General features: G+C 65.2%; 13 protein-coding genes. 8 read left to right on the top strand and 5 right to left on the bottom strand.

The window, feature by feature from the left end; translation table 11 throughout:
• The first annotated feature begins 11 nt into the window (after window positions 1-11).
• The 5 genes from C8C98_RS11090 to C8C98_RS11110 all read left to right on the top strand — a co-directional run bounded on the left by C8C98_RS11090 (window position 12) and on the right by C8C98_RS11110 (window position 4,980).
• A complete protein-coding gene (locus C8C98_RS11090; protein WP_121454315.1) occupies window positions 12-1,211 on the top strand; it encodes an acetyl-CoA C-acyltransferase in 1,200 nt (399 codons plus the stop codon).
• A 376-nt stretch (window positions 1,212-1,587) separates the two neighbouring features.
• Window positions 1,588-2,421 carry an acyl-CoA thioesterase II gene (locus C8C98_RS11095; protein WP_121454316.1) on the top strand — a complete coding sequence of 278 codons (834 nt, stop codon included), beginning with the start codon at window positions 1,588-1,590 and terminating at the stop codon, window positions 2,419-2,421.
• Between the two features lie 79 nt (window positions 2,422-2,500).
• Window positions 2,501-3,277 carry an enoyl-CoA hydratase gene (locus C8C98_RS11100; RefSeq protein WP_121454317.1) on the top strand — a complete coding sequence of 259 codons (777 nt, stop codon included), beginning with the start codon at window positions 2,501-2,503 and terminating at the stop codon, window positions 3,275-3,277.
• A 489-nt stretch (window positions 3,278-3,766) separates the two neighbouring features.
• Complete coding sequence (locus tag C8C98_RS11105) at window positions 3,767-4,255, top strand: thioesterase family protein (RefSeq protein ID WP_121456197.1); 489 nt, start codon at window positions 3,767-3,769, stop codon at window positions 4,253-4,255.
• Window positions 4,256-4,404: 149 nt separating this feature from the next.
• Window positions 4,405-4,980: a polymer-forming cytoskeletal protein gene (locus C8C98_RS11110; RefSeq protein ID WP_121454318.1), complete on the top strand. Its 576-nt coding sequence runs from the start codon at window positions 4,405-4,407 to the stop codon at window positions 4,978-4,980.
• 174 nt (window positions 4,981-5,154) lie between these two features.
• On the opposite strand, the gene C8C98_RS11115 is transcribed toward C8C98_RS11110, so the two are convergent.
• On the bottom strand, window positions 5,155-5,586 hold the full coding sequence (locus C8C98_RS11115; protein ID WP_121454319.1) for an acyl-CoA thioesterase: 432 nt from the start codon (window positions 5,584-5,586) through the stop codon (window positions 5,155-5,157).
• A 40-nt stretch (window positions 5,587-5,626) separates the two neighbouring features.
• Between C8C98_RS11115 and C8C98_RS11120 the strand changes: the two genes are divergently transcribed.
• From C8C98_RS11120 to C8C98_RS11130, 3 genes are all read left to right on the top strand, one after another.
• Window positions 5,627-7,495, top strand: coding sequence for an ABC transporter ATP-binding protein/permease (locus tag C8C98_RS11120; RefSeq protein WP_121454320.1), 1,869 nt, complete (start codon window positions 5,627-5,629; stop codon window positions 7,493-7,495).
• A gap of 34 nt (window positions 7,496-7,529) precedes the next feature.
• Window positions 7,530-8,462, top strand: a complete 933-nt coding sequence (locus C8C98_RS11125) for a 2-hydroxyacid dehydrogenase (RefSeq protein WP_121454321.1) — start codon at window positions 7,530-7,532, stop codon at window positions 8,460-8,462.
• Window positions 8,463-8,562: 100 nt separating this feature from the next.
• Window positions 8,563-8,907 (top strand): nucleotide pyrophosphohydrolase, encoded by a 345-nt coding sequence (locus C8C98_RS11130; protein WP_370450378.1) that lies wholly within the window; start codon window positions 8,563-8,565, stop codon window positions 8,905-8,907.
• 185 nt (window positions 8,908-9,092) lie between these two features.
• Here C8C98_RS11130 and dld read toward each other — a convergent pair whose 3' ends face one another.
• From dld to lldP, 4 genes are read right to left on the bottom strand one after another with little or no spacing between them, the layout of a single operon-like run.
• Entirely contained in the window at window positions 9,093-10,877 is a 1,785-nt protein-coding gene (gene dld / locus C8C98_RS11135; protein WP_121454322.1) for a D-lactate dehydrogenase, read from the bottom strand.
• Window positions 10,874-12,013: an FMN-dependent L-lactate dehydrogenase LldD gene (gene lldD / locus C8C98_RS11140; RefSeq protein WP_121454323.1), complete on the bottom strand. Its 1,140-nt coding sequence runs from the start codon at window positions 12,011-12,013 to the stop codon at window positions 10,874-10,876. The genes dld and lldD overlap by 4 nt, the downstream gene beginning before the upstream one ends.
• Window positions 12,010-12,795, bottom strand: coding sequence for a transcriptional regulator LldR (lldR, locus tag C8C98_RS11145; protein ID WP_121454324.1), 786 nt, complete (start codon window positions 12,793-12,795; stop codon window positions 12,010-12,012). The genes lldD and lldR overlap by 4 nt, the downstream gene beginning before the upstream one ends.
• A 22-nt stretch (window positions 12,796-12,817) precedes the next feature.
• Window positions 12,818-14,494: an L-lactate permease gene (gene lldP, locus C8C98_RS11150; RefSeq protein ID WP_121454325.1), complete on the bottom strand. Its 1,677-nt coding sequence runs from the start codon at window positions 14,492-14,494 to the stop codon at window positions 12,818-12,820.
• Window positions 14,495-14,630 lie beyond the last annotated feature (136 nt).

A 14,630-nucleotide genomic window follows, 5' to 3' on the forward strand; every position in this document is an offset into this window, starting at 1 on the left:
GGAGTTATCCCATGGCCAAACAAGTCCAGGAAGCCTACATCGTTGCCGCCACGCGCACGCCCATCGGGCGCTCGCACCGCGGTTTCTTTCGCAACATGCGCCCTGACGACCTGCTGGCGACCACGCTGAAGGCCGCCTTGGCCGCAGCGCCCGGGCTCGACCCCGCCGCCATCGAAGACATCATCTGCGGCTGCGCGATCCCTGAGGCGCAGCAGGGCCTGAACGTGGCGCGCATTGGCGCCGTGCTGGCGGGCCTGCCCACCAGCGTGGGCGGCATCACCGTCAACCGCTTTTGCGCCTCGGGCCTGTCGGCTGTGCAGATGGCCGCCGACCGCATCCGCGTGGGCGAGGCCGAAGTCATGATCGCCGCAGGTGTCGAGAGCATGAGCATGGTGCCCATGATGGGCAACAGCCCCAGCCTGTCGCCCAGCATCTTCGAGCGCGATGGGGACGTGGGCATTGCCTACGGCATGGGTTTGACGGCTGAAAAGGTCGCCCAGCAATGGAAGGTGGGCCGCGACGCGCAAGACGCGTTTGCGCTGGCATCGCACCAAAAGGCCCTGGCCGCGCAGCAAGCAGGCTACTTTGCTGACGAGATCACCCCCATCGAAGTGACCGACCGCACGGCCAACCTGGAAACGGGCGAAACGATGGCCAAGACCCGCACCGTGAGCATGGACGAAGGCGCACGCCCCGACACCAGCCTGGAAGGTCTGGCCAAGCTCAAGACGGTGTTCGCGGCGCGCGGCAGCGTGACGGCGGGCAACAGCTCGCAGACCAGCGACGGCGCAGGCGCGCTGATCCTGGCCAGCGAGTCGGCGGTGAAGCGCTTTGGCCTCACGCCTCTGGCGCGTTTTGTGAGCTACGCCGCCAAGGGCGTGCCACCGCACATCATGGGCATCGGGCCTATCGAAGCCATTCCTGCGGCACTGCGCTACGCAGGCGTGAACCAGCAAGACATCGACTGGTTTGAGCTGAACGAAGCGTTTGCGGCGCAGTCGCTGGCGGTGATGAACACGCTGGGCCTGGACCCGAGCAAGGTCAACCCCATGGGCGGTGCGATTGCATTGGGCCACCCGCTGGGTGCTACGGGGGCGATTCGCTCGGCCACGGTGGTGCATGCATTGCGGCGCAACAAGCTCAAGTACGGCATGGTCACGATGTGTGTAGGCATGGGACAAGGCGCCGCCGGCATCTTTGAAGCGGTGTGAGGCTACTGCGCGGCCTTCATGCGTCGTTGGGCGGTGCTCGCAATCCTCACGTACAGGAAGTACGTTCCGGTTGCTGTGCTCCGTCCGCCTAGCCTGAAGACCGCTCGCTACGCCCTTTAGGGCGGGGTGTGATGGCAGAGGGGCCTTGAGACGTCGGGTTACGCATTTCTCGCTTTTCCCCATCCGTTCGGGCTGAGCCTGTCGAAGCCGGGGCGCATTGTCCCAACGGGTTTTTTCAAGCCGGTGCGTGCCGGTCAAGGTGCAAGGAGGCCGACATGAATCAGTCCCGTAGATGGTTGTACGACGCGGCTCTGCAACACGCGCCGCAGTCTCCGGCACGACGCCCTGGCGTTGCATTCCACGGCACACTTGCAGCATGACTTCATCCATCCATCCTTTGGACGAGGCGCTTGCGCTGACTTCTTCTTCGCCCGGTGAGTACACCGGCCAGACCCATCCCGGTTACTGGAACATGGTGGGCCCGTTTGGTGGCGTGACGGCGGCCGTGCTGCTGCAGGCCGTGATGCAGCACCCAGACCGGCTGGGCGATCCGCTGTCGCTCACCGTCAACTACGCGGGGGCTTTGACGGCGGGACCGTTCACGGTGCAGGCCACGCCGGTGCGCACCAACCGATCCACCCAGCACTGGACGCTGTCCATTTTGCAGGCCGATGCCGACGGTGCCCCGGTGGTGACCACGACCGCCACCGCCGTCACTGCCGTGCGCCGCGACACCTGGAGCGCGGGCGATGTGCCGATGCCCACGGTGCCTGCCCCGGCAGACTGCGCCATCAGGCCTCTAGACCCTGGGGCGATGGCGTGGCTGCACCGCTACGAGATGCGCCCCATCTCTGGTGCGCTGCCTGCGCAGTGGAACGGCCAGTTGGGCGACCACAGCCAGTCCCAGCTGTGGATGCGCGATGCGCCTGCTCGGCCGCTGGACTTTTGTGCGCTGGCAGCGCTGGCCGATTTGTTCTTCCCCCGCGTGTGGCTGCGCCGGGCGCACCTGGTGCCAGCAGGCACGGTGTCGATCACGGTGTACTTCCATGCCAGCAGCGAGCAACTGGCGCAGACCGGCACGGGCTACCTGCTGGGCCAGGCCCGTGGGCAAGAGTTTCGCCACGGGTTTTTTGACCAGACCGTGCAGCTGTGGAACGAAGCAGGCACCATGCTGGCCACGAGCCACCAGATCGTTTATTACAAAGAGTAGGCGCGCCACCCGACGCTACCCAGTGCCAACGCGGCCCAGTACGCGCCATCACTTCACCTCTTCATACCCCCTTACCACCATGACCGACACCACCAAAGACATCCTCGTGCACACCGAAGCGGGTGTGACCAGCATCACCTTCAACCGGGTGGACAAGAAGAACTCCATCACCACCACCATGTACGCGGCCATGGCCGACGCGCTGGCCGCCGCCGAGCAGGACGCTGCCGTGCGCGTGGTGGTGTTCCAGGGCGATGTGGCCATCTTCAGCGCGGGCAACGACATTGGCGACTTTTTGCAGCAGCCGCCCGCCACGCAGGACTCGCCCGTGTTCCGCTTCCTGCACCGCCTGGCGGCATTCCCCAAGCCCGTGATCGCCTCGGTGTGCGGCCCGGCTGTGGGCATTGGCACCACCATGCTGTTCCATTGCGATCTGGTCTATGCGGGCGATAACGCGGCGTTCTCCATGCCCTTCGTCAACCTGGGCCTGTGCCCCGAGGCTGCTTCGAGCCTGCTGGTGCCGCAAATGCTGGGCTACCACCGCGCGGCCGAAGCCCTGCTGCTGGGCGAGCCCTTCCTGGCCGAAGCGGCGCTGGAAGTGGGCCTGGTCAACCGCGTGGTGCCGCCCACCGAATGCAATGGCGTGGCGCAAGCCCAGGCCAAAAAGTTGGCAGCCAAGCCCTTGTCCTCGCTGATCGAAACCAAGCGCTTGATGAAAAAGCACCAACTGCCCCAGATCGCCGCCGTGATGGCCGAAGAAGGCGCCAGCTTTGGCCGCATGCTGCGCGAGCCTGCAGCCCGCGAAGCGTTTGGCGCGTTTATGGAAAAGAGACACCCAGACTTCAGCAAGGTCTGAAGTCTGGAGCTGGCGCAGCCAGCGCGCACTGCGTAGCAGGGCGGTGAATCTTTCGCTAGAAAAGACACCCAGACTTCAGCAAGGTCTGAAGTCTATGAATTTGGCGTGAGTCACTCGAACCGTTCACGCTGAGCCTGTCGAAGCGCCGCGCAAGGCTTCGACAAGCTCAGCCCGAACGGATGTGTGAAGTTCAAAGATACGTTCCCCGTAACGTCAAAGACGCTACGGGTGATTTTGATGAAATTGCCTGATTGGCGACCTGCCTCAGACGCCTTCTCGTCCCCACCCGTTCGGGCTGAGCCTGTCGAAGCCTTGCACGCACGCGGCAAGCCCTGGCTTCGACGGGCTCAGCCCGAACGGATGGAGTGGTATCTGAGGCAAGTAGCTAATTAGGTGAAATTGGCCGCTAGCGCTTGATTGATAAGCGCTGGCAGCTATCAAAATAATAGTATTCCTGGCGGATGGCCCGCCGCAGCTCCAAGGATGTTCATGTCCGCTCCGTCTGCCCCTTCCGCCGCCATCGTGTTCGAGCCCGAGTTCCTCGCGGGGCTCACTGCCATCTTTGAAGAGAAGATTGTCTTTAACCAGCTGCTGGGGCTCAAGGTGGTCCGCATCGCTCCTGAGCAGGTGGTAGCGCGCATCGACATGCGGCCCGATCTGGTGGGCCACTATGCTTACAACCGCATCCACGGCGGCGTGATCAGCGCGGGGCTGGACGCGATGGGCGGTCTGGCGGTGATGGCAGCCATCGGTGCCAAGCACATGGATGAGCCGCCCGAGCAGCGCCTGCACCGCTTTGCCAAGCTGGGCACCATCGACCTGCGCATCGACTACCTGCGCCCTGGCATTGGCAGCCACTTTGAGTTGCGTGCCGAGGTGCTGCGCCTTGGCTCGCGTGTGGCCACTACGCGCATGGAGTTTTTTGGCCCCGATGGCCAACTCATGTCGGCCGGGGCGGCCGCTTACATCGTTTCGTAAGTTGTGCTGCGGCCGTCGCGCAGGGCGTGTACTGCTGCAAGCCTTGCAAGTGCATGCTACGGTCGAACCGTTTGGTTACCGTTCTTGCGTAACGATGGCATCTTTTGACAGCATGAAAACCTAGGATGCATCCTTTTCAAGGAGATCCGATGGCCGTGCAAAACCCCTTCTTTGGCAAGCGTGAACCCGATTCGTTCCAGCGCAATGCCGCCACCAACCCCTCCGTCAATGGCTTGAACAGCCTGAACGCAGGTGCTGCGTCATCGGTGGGCAATGCGGGTGGTGGCCTCACGGGCAACAAGCCCGTGGCGGCCTCGGGCAGCGACAGCTCGGGCAGCAAGCTCACCGTGGGCCCCAACATCAAGCTCAAGGGCGTGGAGATCACCGATTGCGACACGCTCGTGGTCGAAGGCACGGTGGAAGCCACGATGGACTCGCGCGTGATCCAGATCTCCGAGAACGGGGCCTTCAAGGGCTCGGCAGAAATTGACATTGCCGAGATCCATGGCGAGTTCAACGGCACACTCACGGTGCGCCAGAAGCTTGTCATCTACAGCACGGGCAAGGTGAACGGCAAGATCCGCTACGGCAAGCTGGTGGTGGAAGAGGGCGGGCAACTGGCCGGTGAAATCGAGGCCGGGTTCAACAGCGCCAGCGCGGCCACGCGCCCCGCCATTGCGGCGCCTGCGGTGGTGCGCGCAGAGCCCGCCATTCTGGTGGCCTGAGGGAATCGCTTGTTCTGACAGCCTGTGGGCGATCTCCCTTATGAGATCGCCCACCGATTCGTATGGAGTCGGCAGCTTTGAACTTGAAAATCCGTTCGGGCTGAGCTTGTCGAAGCCCTGCGCGGCGCTTCGACAAGCTCAGCGTGAACGGTTCAAGTAGGGGTTCATGCCGGATCAGGAACCCTGGGCAGGCGCCTGCGGCTTGGGAAGTGGCCGTGGGCGGCCGTTGGCGTCGATCGCCACATAGGTCAGTGTGGCCTCGGTCACCTTCACGTAGCGGCCCTGGTCTGAAAAGCGTTCGGCATACACCTCGACCTGCACGGTCACCGAGGTGTTGCCCACCCGCGTGATGTGCGAGAAGAACGACAGGATGTCGCCCACGCGCACGGGCTGCTTGAAGATGAATTCATTGACAGCCACGGTGGCCATGCGGCCCTGCACGTAGCGCGCGGGCAGCACCGATCCGGCCAGGTCCACCTGCGCCATCACCCAGCCCCCAAAAATATCGCCATTGGCATTGCAGTCTCCCGGCATGGGGATGACTTTGAGCACCAGTTCGTGGTCGCAGGGCAATGCGGCGGGTGGTGGGTTGAAGGAAGCAGACATAGGCACAATCACTAGATAACAACAATCAGGATTGTCCCCCATGCGCCAACGCGGCGACTCTGCCCCCCCACATTCCCCTCCAAGCCCCTCTGAGGCTGCAGCGGCTGCCCCGGCCGCCGCACCGCACCAGCCCACGGACTGGGGCACCATCCAGCGCCTGCTGCCCTACCTGTGGCAGTACAAGTGGCGCGTGGTGGCCGCCATTGCGTTCATGGTGGGGGCCAAGCTGGCCAACGTCGGCGTGCCCGTGCTGCTCAAGACGCTGGTGGACGCCATGGACATCTCCGCCAGCAGCCCCACCGCGCTGCTGGTGGTGCCGGTGGGGCTGCTGCTGGCCTATGGGGCGCTGCGGCTGTCCACCTCGCTGTTCTCAGAGCTGCGCGAACTGGTGTTTGCCAAGGCCACGCAGGGCGCAGCGCGGGCCATTGCTCTGCAGACCTTTGAGCACCTGCACCGGCTGAGCTTGCGCTTTCACCTGGAGCGGCAGACGGGCGGCATGACGCGCGACATCGAGCGTGGCGTGCGCGGCATTGAGTCGCTCATCTCCTACACCCTGTTCAACGTGGTCGCCACGCTGATCGAAGTGGCGCTGGTGCTCACGGTGCTGGCGCTCAAGTTCGATGTGTGGTTTGCCTGGATCACCCTCACCGCGCTGGTGGTCTACATCGCCTTCACGGTGTGGGTGACGGAGTGGCGCACGCGCTTTCGCCGCGAGGCCAATGAGTTCGATTCGGCCGCGCACACCAAGGCGGTGGATTCGCTGCTGAACTACGAAACCGTCAAGTACTTCAACAACGAGGCCTTTGAGGCCCGCCGCTACGACGAGAGCCTGGAGCGCCTGCGGCTGGCGCGCCTCAAGAGCCAGACCACGCTGTCCATGCTCAACGCAGGCCAGCAGTTCATCATTGCCATTGGGCTGGTGGCCATGCTGTGGCGCGCTACCCAGGGCGTGGTCGATGGGCGCATGACGCTGGGTGACTTGGTCATGGTCAATGCGTTCATGATCCAGCTCTACATCCCGCTCAACTTCCTGGGCGTGATTTATCGCGAGATCAAGCAGAGCCTGACCGATCTGGACAAGATGTTCGTGCTGATGGACAAGGAGCGCGAGGTGGCCGATGCCCCCGGCGCGCAGCCGCTGCAAGGGCTGGCACAGCCCACGGTGCGGTTTGAGGATGTGCACTTTGCCTACGAACCCGGCGCTGCCCAGGCAGGTGGGCGCCCCATCTTGCAGGGCGTGAGCTTTGAGATTCCGGCGGGCAAGACGGTGGCGGTGGTGGGGCCCTCGGGCTCGGGCAAGTCCACGCTGGCGCGGCTGCTGTTTCGCTTCTACGACATCCAGCAAGGCCGCATCACCATCGCCGGGCAAGAGATTCGCAGCGTGACGCAGTCCAGCGTGCGACAAGCGATTGGCATCGTGCCGCAGGATACGGTGCTCTTCAACGACACCGTGGCCTACAACATTGCCTACGGCCGCGCGGGCGCCACGCAGCCAGAGGTAGAGGCCGCCGCCCGCGCCGCACGCATCCACGACTTCATCGCCAGCACACCCAAGGGCTACGCCACCATGGTGGGCGAGCGGGGGCTCAAGCTCTCGGGCGGCGAAAAGCAGCGTGTGGCCATTGCCCGCACGCTGCTCAAGAACCCGCCTATCCTCATCTTTGACGAAGCCACCAGCGCGCTGGACTCGGCCAACGAGCGCGCCATCCAGGCCGAGCTGCAAAGCGCCGCGCAGAACAAGACCACGCTGCTCATTGCGCACCGCCTCTCCACCGTGGTGGACGCGCACGAGATTTTGGTCATGGATGCGGGCCGCATCATCGAGCGCGGCACGCATGCGCAACTGCTCGCCCTCAATGGCCGCTACGCCAGCATGTGGGCATTGCAACAAAGCGATGGCGCGGCCTGATCGCCTGATTCCATTTTTGTAGAACCTTGAACCCATGAAGCCTGTCCTGCTTGCCCTTACTTTCCTGTCTGAAGAACACCGCGCCCAGATGGCCGAGGTGTTTGAAGTCCTCTACGCAGCCGATGCCGCATCGGCTGCGGCGGCCATTGCCGAGCATGGCCCCCGCGTGCGGGTGGCGCTCACCATCGGCGCCATCGGCTTGTCGCCCGCGCAGATCGATGCGCTGCCCGCCCTCACGCTGATTTGCGTGCTGGGCGCGGGCTACGAGAACGTGGCCATAGACCATGCCAAGGCGCGTGGCATTGTGGTGGCCACGGGTGCGGGCACCAACGACGACTGCGTGGCCGACCACACCTGGGGCCTGCTGATTGCGGCGCAGCGCCGCATCCTGCCGCTGGACAAGGCCACGCGCGCAGGCATCTGGCGCACGGCCTTGCCGCTGCCACCCAACGTGTCGCACAAGCGGCTGGGCATCATCGGCCTGGGCACCATCGGCAAGAAGATTGCGCAGCGCGCGCTGGGCTTCGAGATCGAGGTGGGTTACCACAACCGCAGCGCGCGCACCGATGTGCCTTACCGCTACTTTGCCGATGTGGCGGCGCTGGCCGAGTGGGCGGACTTCCTCGTCATCGCCACGCCCGGCGGTGCGGGCACCAAGCACCTGGTCAACGCTGGGGTGCTGAACGCACTGGGCCCGCGCGGTGTGGTGGTCAACATCGCCCGTGGCAGCGTGATCGACACCGCTGCCCTGGCCGCCGCGCTGCGCGAGGGCCGCATTGCCGCTGCAGGCCTGGACGTGTACGAGAGCGAGCCCGCGCCCCCGGCCGAGCTGCTGGACCTGGACAATGTGGTGCTCACGCCCCATGTGGCGGGCTGGTCGCCCGAAGCGGTGCAGAACTCGGTGGACCGCTTCATGGAAAACGCCCGCCGCCACTTGGCAGGCGAGGCGCCTGTGACGCCACTATGAGCATCAAAATGGCCTCTGGCGCTTTATTCATAAGCGCAAGCAGCTATGAAATCAATAGCGTTTGCGTAGGGTGGCGTGTGGGGCAACCCAGGAGCGGCGCATGATGCTGGATCTGGCCGACCTGCAGCAACGCCTGCGCGCCTTTGCCGCTGCCCGCCAATGGCAGCCGTACCACACGCCCAAGAACCTGGCCATGGCGCTGATGGTGGAGGCGGCCGAGCTGCAGGAGCTTTTCCAGTGGCTCACGCCCGAGGAATCGCAGGAACTCACCGCCGACCCGGCGTGCAAAGAGCGCGTGGGCGAGGAGATGGCCGATGTGCTGCTCTACCTGCTGCAACTGGCCGACCACACTGGCGTGGACCTGCGCGACGCGGTGGAGCGTAAGCTGGTGAAGAACGCCATCAAGCACCCGGTGCCGCCTGCTTGCCCGGCTTCGGTCGATTGACCCGGAAGGCTACTCTCCCCATCCGTTCACGCTGAGCTTGTCGAAGCGCCGCGCAAGGCTTCGACAAGCTCAGCTCGAACGGTTGGGGTGTTGCCCCGGCTTCGACAGGCTCAGCCCGAACGGTTGGGGGTGGGGCGAGACGGGGTAAGGCGGGGCAACGCGGCGCAAGGCGATGCCGACCCGCGTCACGCGCTCTCTGAATACCCCTTAGGCCAGCCGCCGCTGGCATGGTTGCACTCCTGCCAGTTGCGCCCGCGCGGGGTGTGGCCGATGCCGGGGTTGAAGGTGTTGGTCGGGTCTAGCGACTGATAGAAGCCCGCCAGCGCGGGCTTGGCCACGTAGAGGTGGCCCACGTTGTGCTCGGCGGGGTATTCGGCGCGGCGCTCGTCCAGCAGCTCCCACATGCGGTGCTCCATGGCCAGCGGGTCCACGCCCTTTTTCACGATGTAGTCCTGGTGGAACACGTGGCAGAAGAAGTGGCCGTAGTACAGCTTGTGCACCACATCGCGCTCCACGTCCTGCGGCAGTTGCTCCACCCATTCGCGGTCGTTGCGGCGCAGGGCAATGTCCAGGGCCACGATGTCTTCGACCTCGCTGCGGTGCACCTCGCGGTAGCGGATGGCGGCGCCCGCAATCGCAAAGCGGTGCAAGAAGGCTTTGCGCCCTTCGTCGGCATCGCATTCAAACCAGCCGCCTGCGGTGTGCGCGGGCGCAAAGTGCTCGGCCAGGAAGGTGCGCGTGGCCTCCACCTGGTCGTTCGATACGCGCACCAGCAGGTGGTGCTCGTACAGGTCGCGCCATTGGCGCACGCGCCGGGGCAGGTGGCTGGGCAGCAGGCGCGTGGCGGCCTGGATGGCGTGGTCCACAAAGCCGCGCATCCCGAGGCGTTCAAAGAAGCCGTCCCATTTGCTCTTGAGTGCAAAGGCCGCAGGCACGCGGGCCGTGCCAAAGCGGTCGATGAGCAGGAAGGTGTCCTTGCCGTACTTCTCGCCAATGTCAAACGCCGTGCGGTGGATGTATTCACCGGCAATGGGTGGGCGCGGCAGGGCCGTGAGCAGGTGGCGGCGCACGGCGGTGAGGTCTTCGGGCGCGTTGCTGCCGATGTAGAACACCGTGCTGGGTTCTTTGGGGAAGGTGTCGAGCCGCACGGCAAACAGGCACACCTTGCCTGCGGAGCCCGAGGCCTCGAACAGGCGCGACGGGTCGGCATTGAAGCGGGCGGGGCTGTCGGCGTCCACGGCGCGCACGTCCTGGGCGTAGCGGGCGTCGGATGCGGCGCGCTCGGGCTCGTGGCGCACATCGGCTTCGGTGTAGCTGCCGTTTTGCAGGCGGGTCAGGATGTCTTCGGGCGTTTGGCCCAGCTCGATGCCCAGGTGGTTCACCAGCTCCAGCGTGCCGTCACCCTGCACACGGGCGTACAGCGCCAGCTCGGTGTAGGCGGGGCCCCGGCGCACCAGCGCACCGCCCGAGTTGTTGCAGATGCCGCCCAGCACCGAGGCGCCGATGCACGACGAGCCGATGACCGAGTGCGGCTCGCGGTTGAAGGGGATCAGCGTCTGCTCCAGCCGGTCGAGCGTGGCGCCGGGCAGGCACACCACCTGTTCACCACCGCGCACCACCTGCACACCGGTGATGCGCAGCGTGTTCATGAGGATGATCTCGCGGTCGTACTGGTTGCCGTCGGGGGTGGAGCCGCCAGTCAGCCCGGTGTTAGCCGCCTGCATGATGACGATGCGATCGGCCGCCACGGCGGCCTGCAGCACCTTCCATTGCTCCAGCAAGGTGGCGGGCCGCACCACGGCCAGCACCGGGCCTTCGCCGGTGCGGTGGCCTTTGCGAAAGCGGCGGGTCGCCTGGTCGTCGGTCAGGACGTGGGCGGCGCCCACGGCGTCACGCAGTTGTGCGAGCAGGGCATCACGGGAAACGGGGGAGATATGGGAGACAGGGGAGATGGGGGCGGCGGCGTTCATGCTTCGCGCACCAGCAAGTCAGCAGAGATGTCGGCCACCTTGGCCACGCTGGTCAGGGTCATGGCCACGCGCATTTCTTTCTCCAGCAGCTCCAGCAGGTGCTTCACACCGGCCTCGCCGCCTGCGGCCAGCGCGTATATGTAGGCGCGGCCAATCATGGCGCAGTCGGCGCCCAAGGCCAGGGCGCGCACCACGTCCAGCCCGTTGCGGATGCCCGAGTCGGCCAGGATCTTGATCTGGCCCTTCACCGCATCGGCAATGGCGGGCAGCGCGCGGGCCGACGACAGCACGCCGTCGAGCTGGCGACCACCGTGGTTGGAGACGATGATGCCGTCCGCGCCAAAGCGCACGGCGTCCTTGGCGTCCTCAGGGTCCAGGATGCCCTTGATGACCATCGGGCCCTTCCAGAAGGCGCGAATCCACTCCAGGTCTTTCCACGAGATGGACGGATCAAAGTTGGCGCCCAGGTAGCCCATGTAGTCCTGCAGGCCCGTGGGGCTGCCGCGGTAGGCGGAGATGTTGCCCAGGTCATGCGGGCGGCCCAGCAGGCCCACGTCGAAGGCCCAGAACGGGTGTGTGATGGCCTGCCAGTAGCGGCGCAGCGCTGCGTTGGGGCCGCTCATGCCCGAATGCGCGTCGCGATAGCGTGCGCCCGGCACGGGCATGTCTACCGTAAACACCAGGGTGGTGCAGCCTGCGGCCTGCGCACGCTCCAGCGCGTTTTGCATGAAGCCACGGTCTTTGAGTACGTAGAGCTGGAACCACATGGGGCGTTTGATCATGGGCGCCACCTCTTCGATGGGGCAGACCGATACGCTGGACATGGTGAACGGAATGCCGTGCCTGCTGGCCGCGCGGGCGGCCTGCACCTCGCCGCGGCGGCGGTACATGCCCGTCAGGCCCACGGGCGAGAGGGCGACAGGGATGCTGAGCTTTTCGCCAAACAGCTCGATGCTGGTGTCCAGCTGGCTCATGTCCTTGAGTACGCGCTGGCGCAATGCCACGGCGGCAAAGTCGTCCACATTGCGGCGCAGTGTCTGCTCGGCATACGAGCCACCGTCGATGTAGTGGAACAGGAAGGGCGGGAGAAACTTTTGCGCCACCGTGCGGTAGTCGGCGCTGGAGGAGATGATCATGGTGGTGGCTGTCTCAGGTCTTGGGGGGCTAGATCCAGGGGCAGGCGCATGGAACGTTCGCGCCGTGCGCGGTCTTCGTCCATGCGCTGGATGGTGGTGCGCACATGCTCCAGGTGCTCGCCGATGCATGCGCGCGCGCGCTGCGGGTCGCCGTCCAGAATGGCCTGCATCAGCGCCTGGTGCTGCGCCGTCAGCGCCTGCAGCGTGACAGGGGCGCTCAGGCGGAACATGTCGTGGCGGTTGCGCTCCACGGTGGAGAGCACCACGGTGAACAGGCTGTGCATCACCTGCACCAGCACCAGGTTGTGCGAGGCTTCGGCAATGGCCAGGTGGAACTGCGCGTCGGCGCGTGCTGCCAGCTCGGCGTGGCCGCTTTGCTGGTGCTGCAGCATCACTTCAAAGCAGCGCTGGATGTGCGCCTTGTCCTGCGCGGTGGCGCGCTGCGCGGCCAGCCAGGCGGTGCTGGTTTCCAGCGCGTGGCGCGTCTCCAGCACGTCGTAGCGATAGTGCGGGTCGGATTCGATCAGGCCCGCCAGCGGCACCATGGCTTCTTGCAGCCATTCGGCAGGTTTGTTGGTCTGCTGCACGTAGGTGCCGTCGCCACGCCGGGCCGAGAGCACGCCCTGGCTGGTGAGCTTCTGGATGGCTTCGCGCACCGAGGTGCGCGACACCCCCAGCACCTCGGCCAGTTGCCGTTCTGCGGGCAGCTTTTGTCCGGGCTGCAGTCCGCGTTCTTGCACCAGGGCAAGCAGTTTTTCGACAACGTGATCGGCTAGGCGCATGGGGGCTCTCAGATTCAGGGTTTCAATGACCCGGAATCATCCACGTAAACACATAGGCCTGCAGCGTGCAGATGATGCCGATGATGGCGGCGAACACCAGGCTGTGCTTGACGGTGAAGCGGAACAGGTCCGATTCCTTGCCCGCCAGGCCCACGGCCGCGCAGGCAATGGCAATGGACTGGGGCGAAATCATCTTGCCGGTGACGCCGCCGGTGGTGTTGGCCGCCACGGTGAGCACGGGTGACAGGCCCAGCTGGTTGGCCGTGGTGGCTTGCAGCGCACCAAACAAGGCGTTGGCCGAGGTGTCCGAGCCTGTGAGGAACACGCCAATCCAGCCCAGGAAGGGCGAGAAGAATGTGAACGCCTTGCCCGTGTGGGCCAGCGCCAGGGCCAGCGTGGCGGACAGGCCGGAGTAGTTGGCCACGAAGGCAAAGGCCAGCACCATGCCGATGGAGTAGATCGGGATGACCAGCTCGCGCACCGTCTCGCCCAGCGTGGCCACGGCCTTGGCGGGGGAGAAACGGGCGAAGGCGATGGTCAGGATGGCCGCAATCAGGATGGCGGTGCCGGTGGCGGCCAGCCAGTTGAAGGTGTACACCGCGCCATACGGCGTGGCCTGTGCGACCACGGGCGGCATCTTGGCGACCAGCTTGTCCAGCATGGGAACGGGGATGTTGATGATGGTGGAGGCCAGGGGGCCGCCTGCGGCGAACAGCGCCTTGAAGGGCTTGATGCTCCAGATCGTGACCATGCCGGTCAGGATGATGAAGGGCGACCAGGCCTTGATGATGGCGCCTGCGGTGAGGGGCGCAGTGCTGGTGGCCACTGGCTTGGCAGCGGACGTTGCCGTGCTGTCGCTGGTGTCAAAGCGGAAGATGCGCTTGGGCTGCCACACCTTGAGGAAGGCCGTCAGGGCAATCAGCGAGACGATGGCCGAGGTGATGTCGGGCAGTTCAGGGCCAATGTAGTTGGCGGTGAGGAACTGCACCACGGCGAACGAGCCGCCACCCACCAGCACGGCAGGCCAGGTCTCCTTCACGCCGCGCCAGCCGTCCATGATCGCCATGATCCAGAACAGCACCAGGATGGTCATGAAGGGCAGCTGGCGCCCGGCCATCTGGCCGATGAGGAAGGGGTCGATGCCCGATACCTGACCCGCCACGATGACCGGAATGCCCATGGCGCCAAAGGCCACGGGGGCGGTGTTGGCGATCAGGCACAGGCCGGCGGCGTGCAGCGGCTTGAAACCCAGGCCCACCAGCAGCGCAGCGGTGATGGCCACGGGGGCACCAAACCCGGCCGCGCCTTCCAGAAACGCGCCGAAGCAAAAGCCCACCAGGATGAGCTGCAGGCGCTGGTCGTGCGTGACGGACAGGATGGAGCTGCGGATCACATCAAACTGCCCGGTCTTGACCGACAGCTTGTACAGAAACACGGCGGCCACAATGATCCAGGCGATGGGCCACAGGCCGTAGAAGAAGCCATACACGGCCGAGGCCAATGCGGCGCTGACGGGCATCTTGTAGAACAGCAGCGCTACACCCAGGGCCAGCAGCACCGTCACGGTGCCCGCCTGGTAGCCCTTGAGCCGCAGCTTGGTCAGGGCCAGAAAGAAAAAGACGATGGGGATGAGGGCGATGAGCGCGGAGAGCCAGATGTTCCCGGCCGGGTCATAGTTTTGTTGCCAGAGGGTTTGCATAACGGTCAGTGAGACATTGAGAGGCAGACAAGGGCCAAAGGCCCATGGCTTTCTTCACCGCAGTGGATGCGCCGTTTTGGGCGGCGTTGTCTCCGGCCGCTGTCCCCTCAGGTCAGGTGCCTAGGGGTGGGCTGGC

This window comes from Acidovorax sp. 106, assembly GCF_003663825.1.
In the GTDB taxonomy this organism is placed as follows: domain Bacteria; phylum Pseudomonadota; class Gammaproteobacteria; order Burkholderiales; family Burkholderiaceae_C; genus Acidovorax.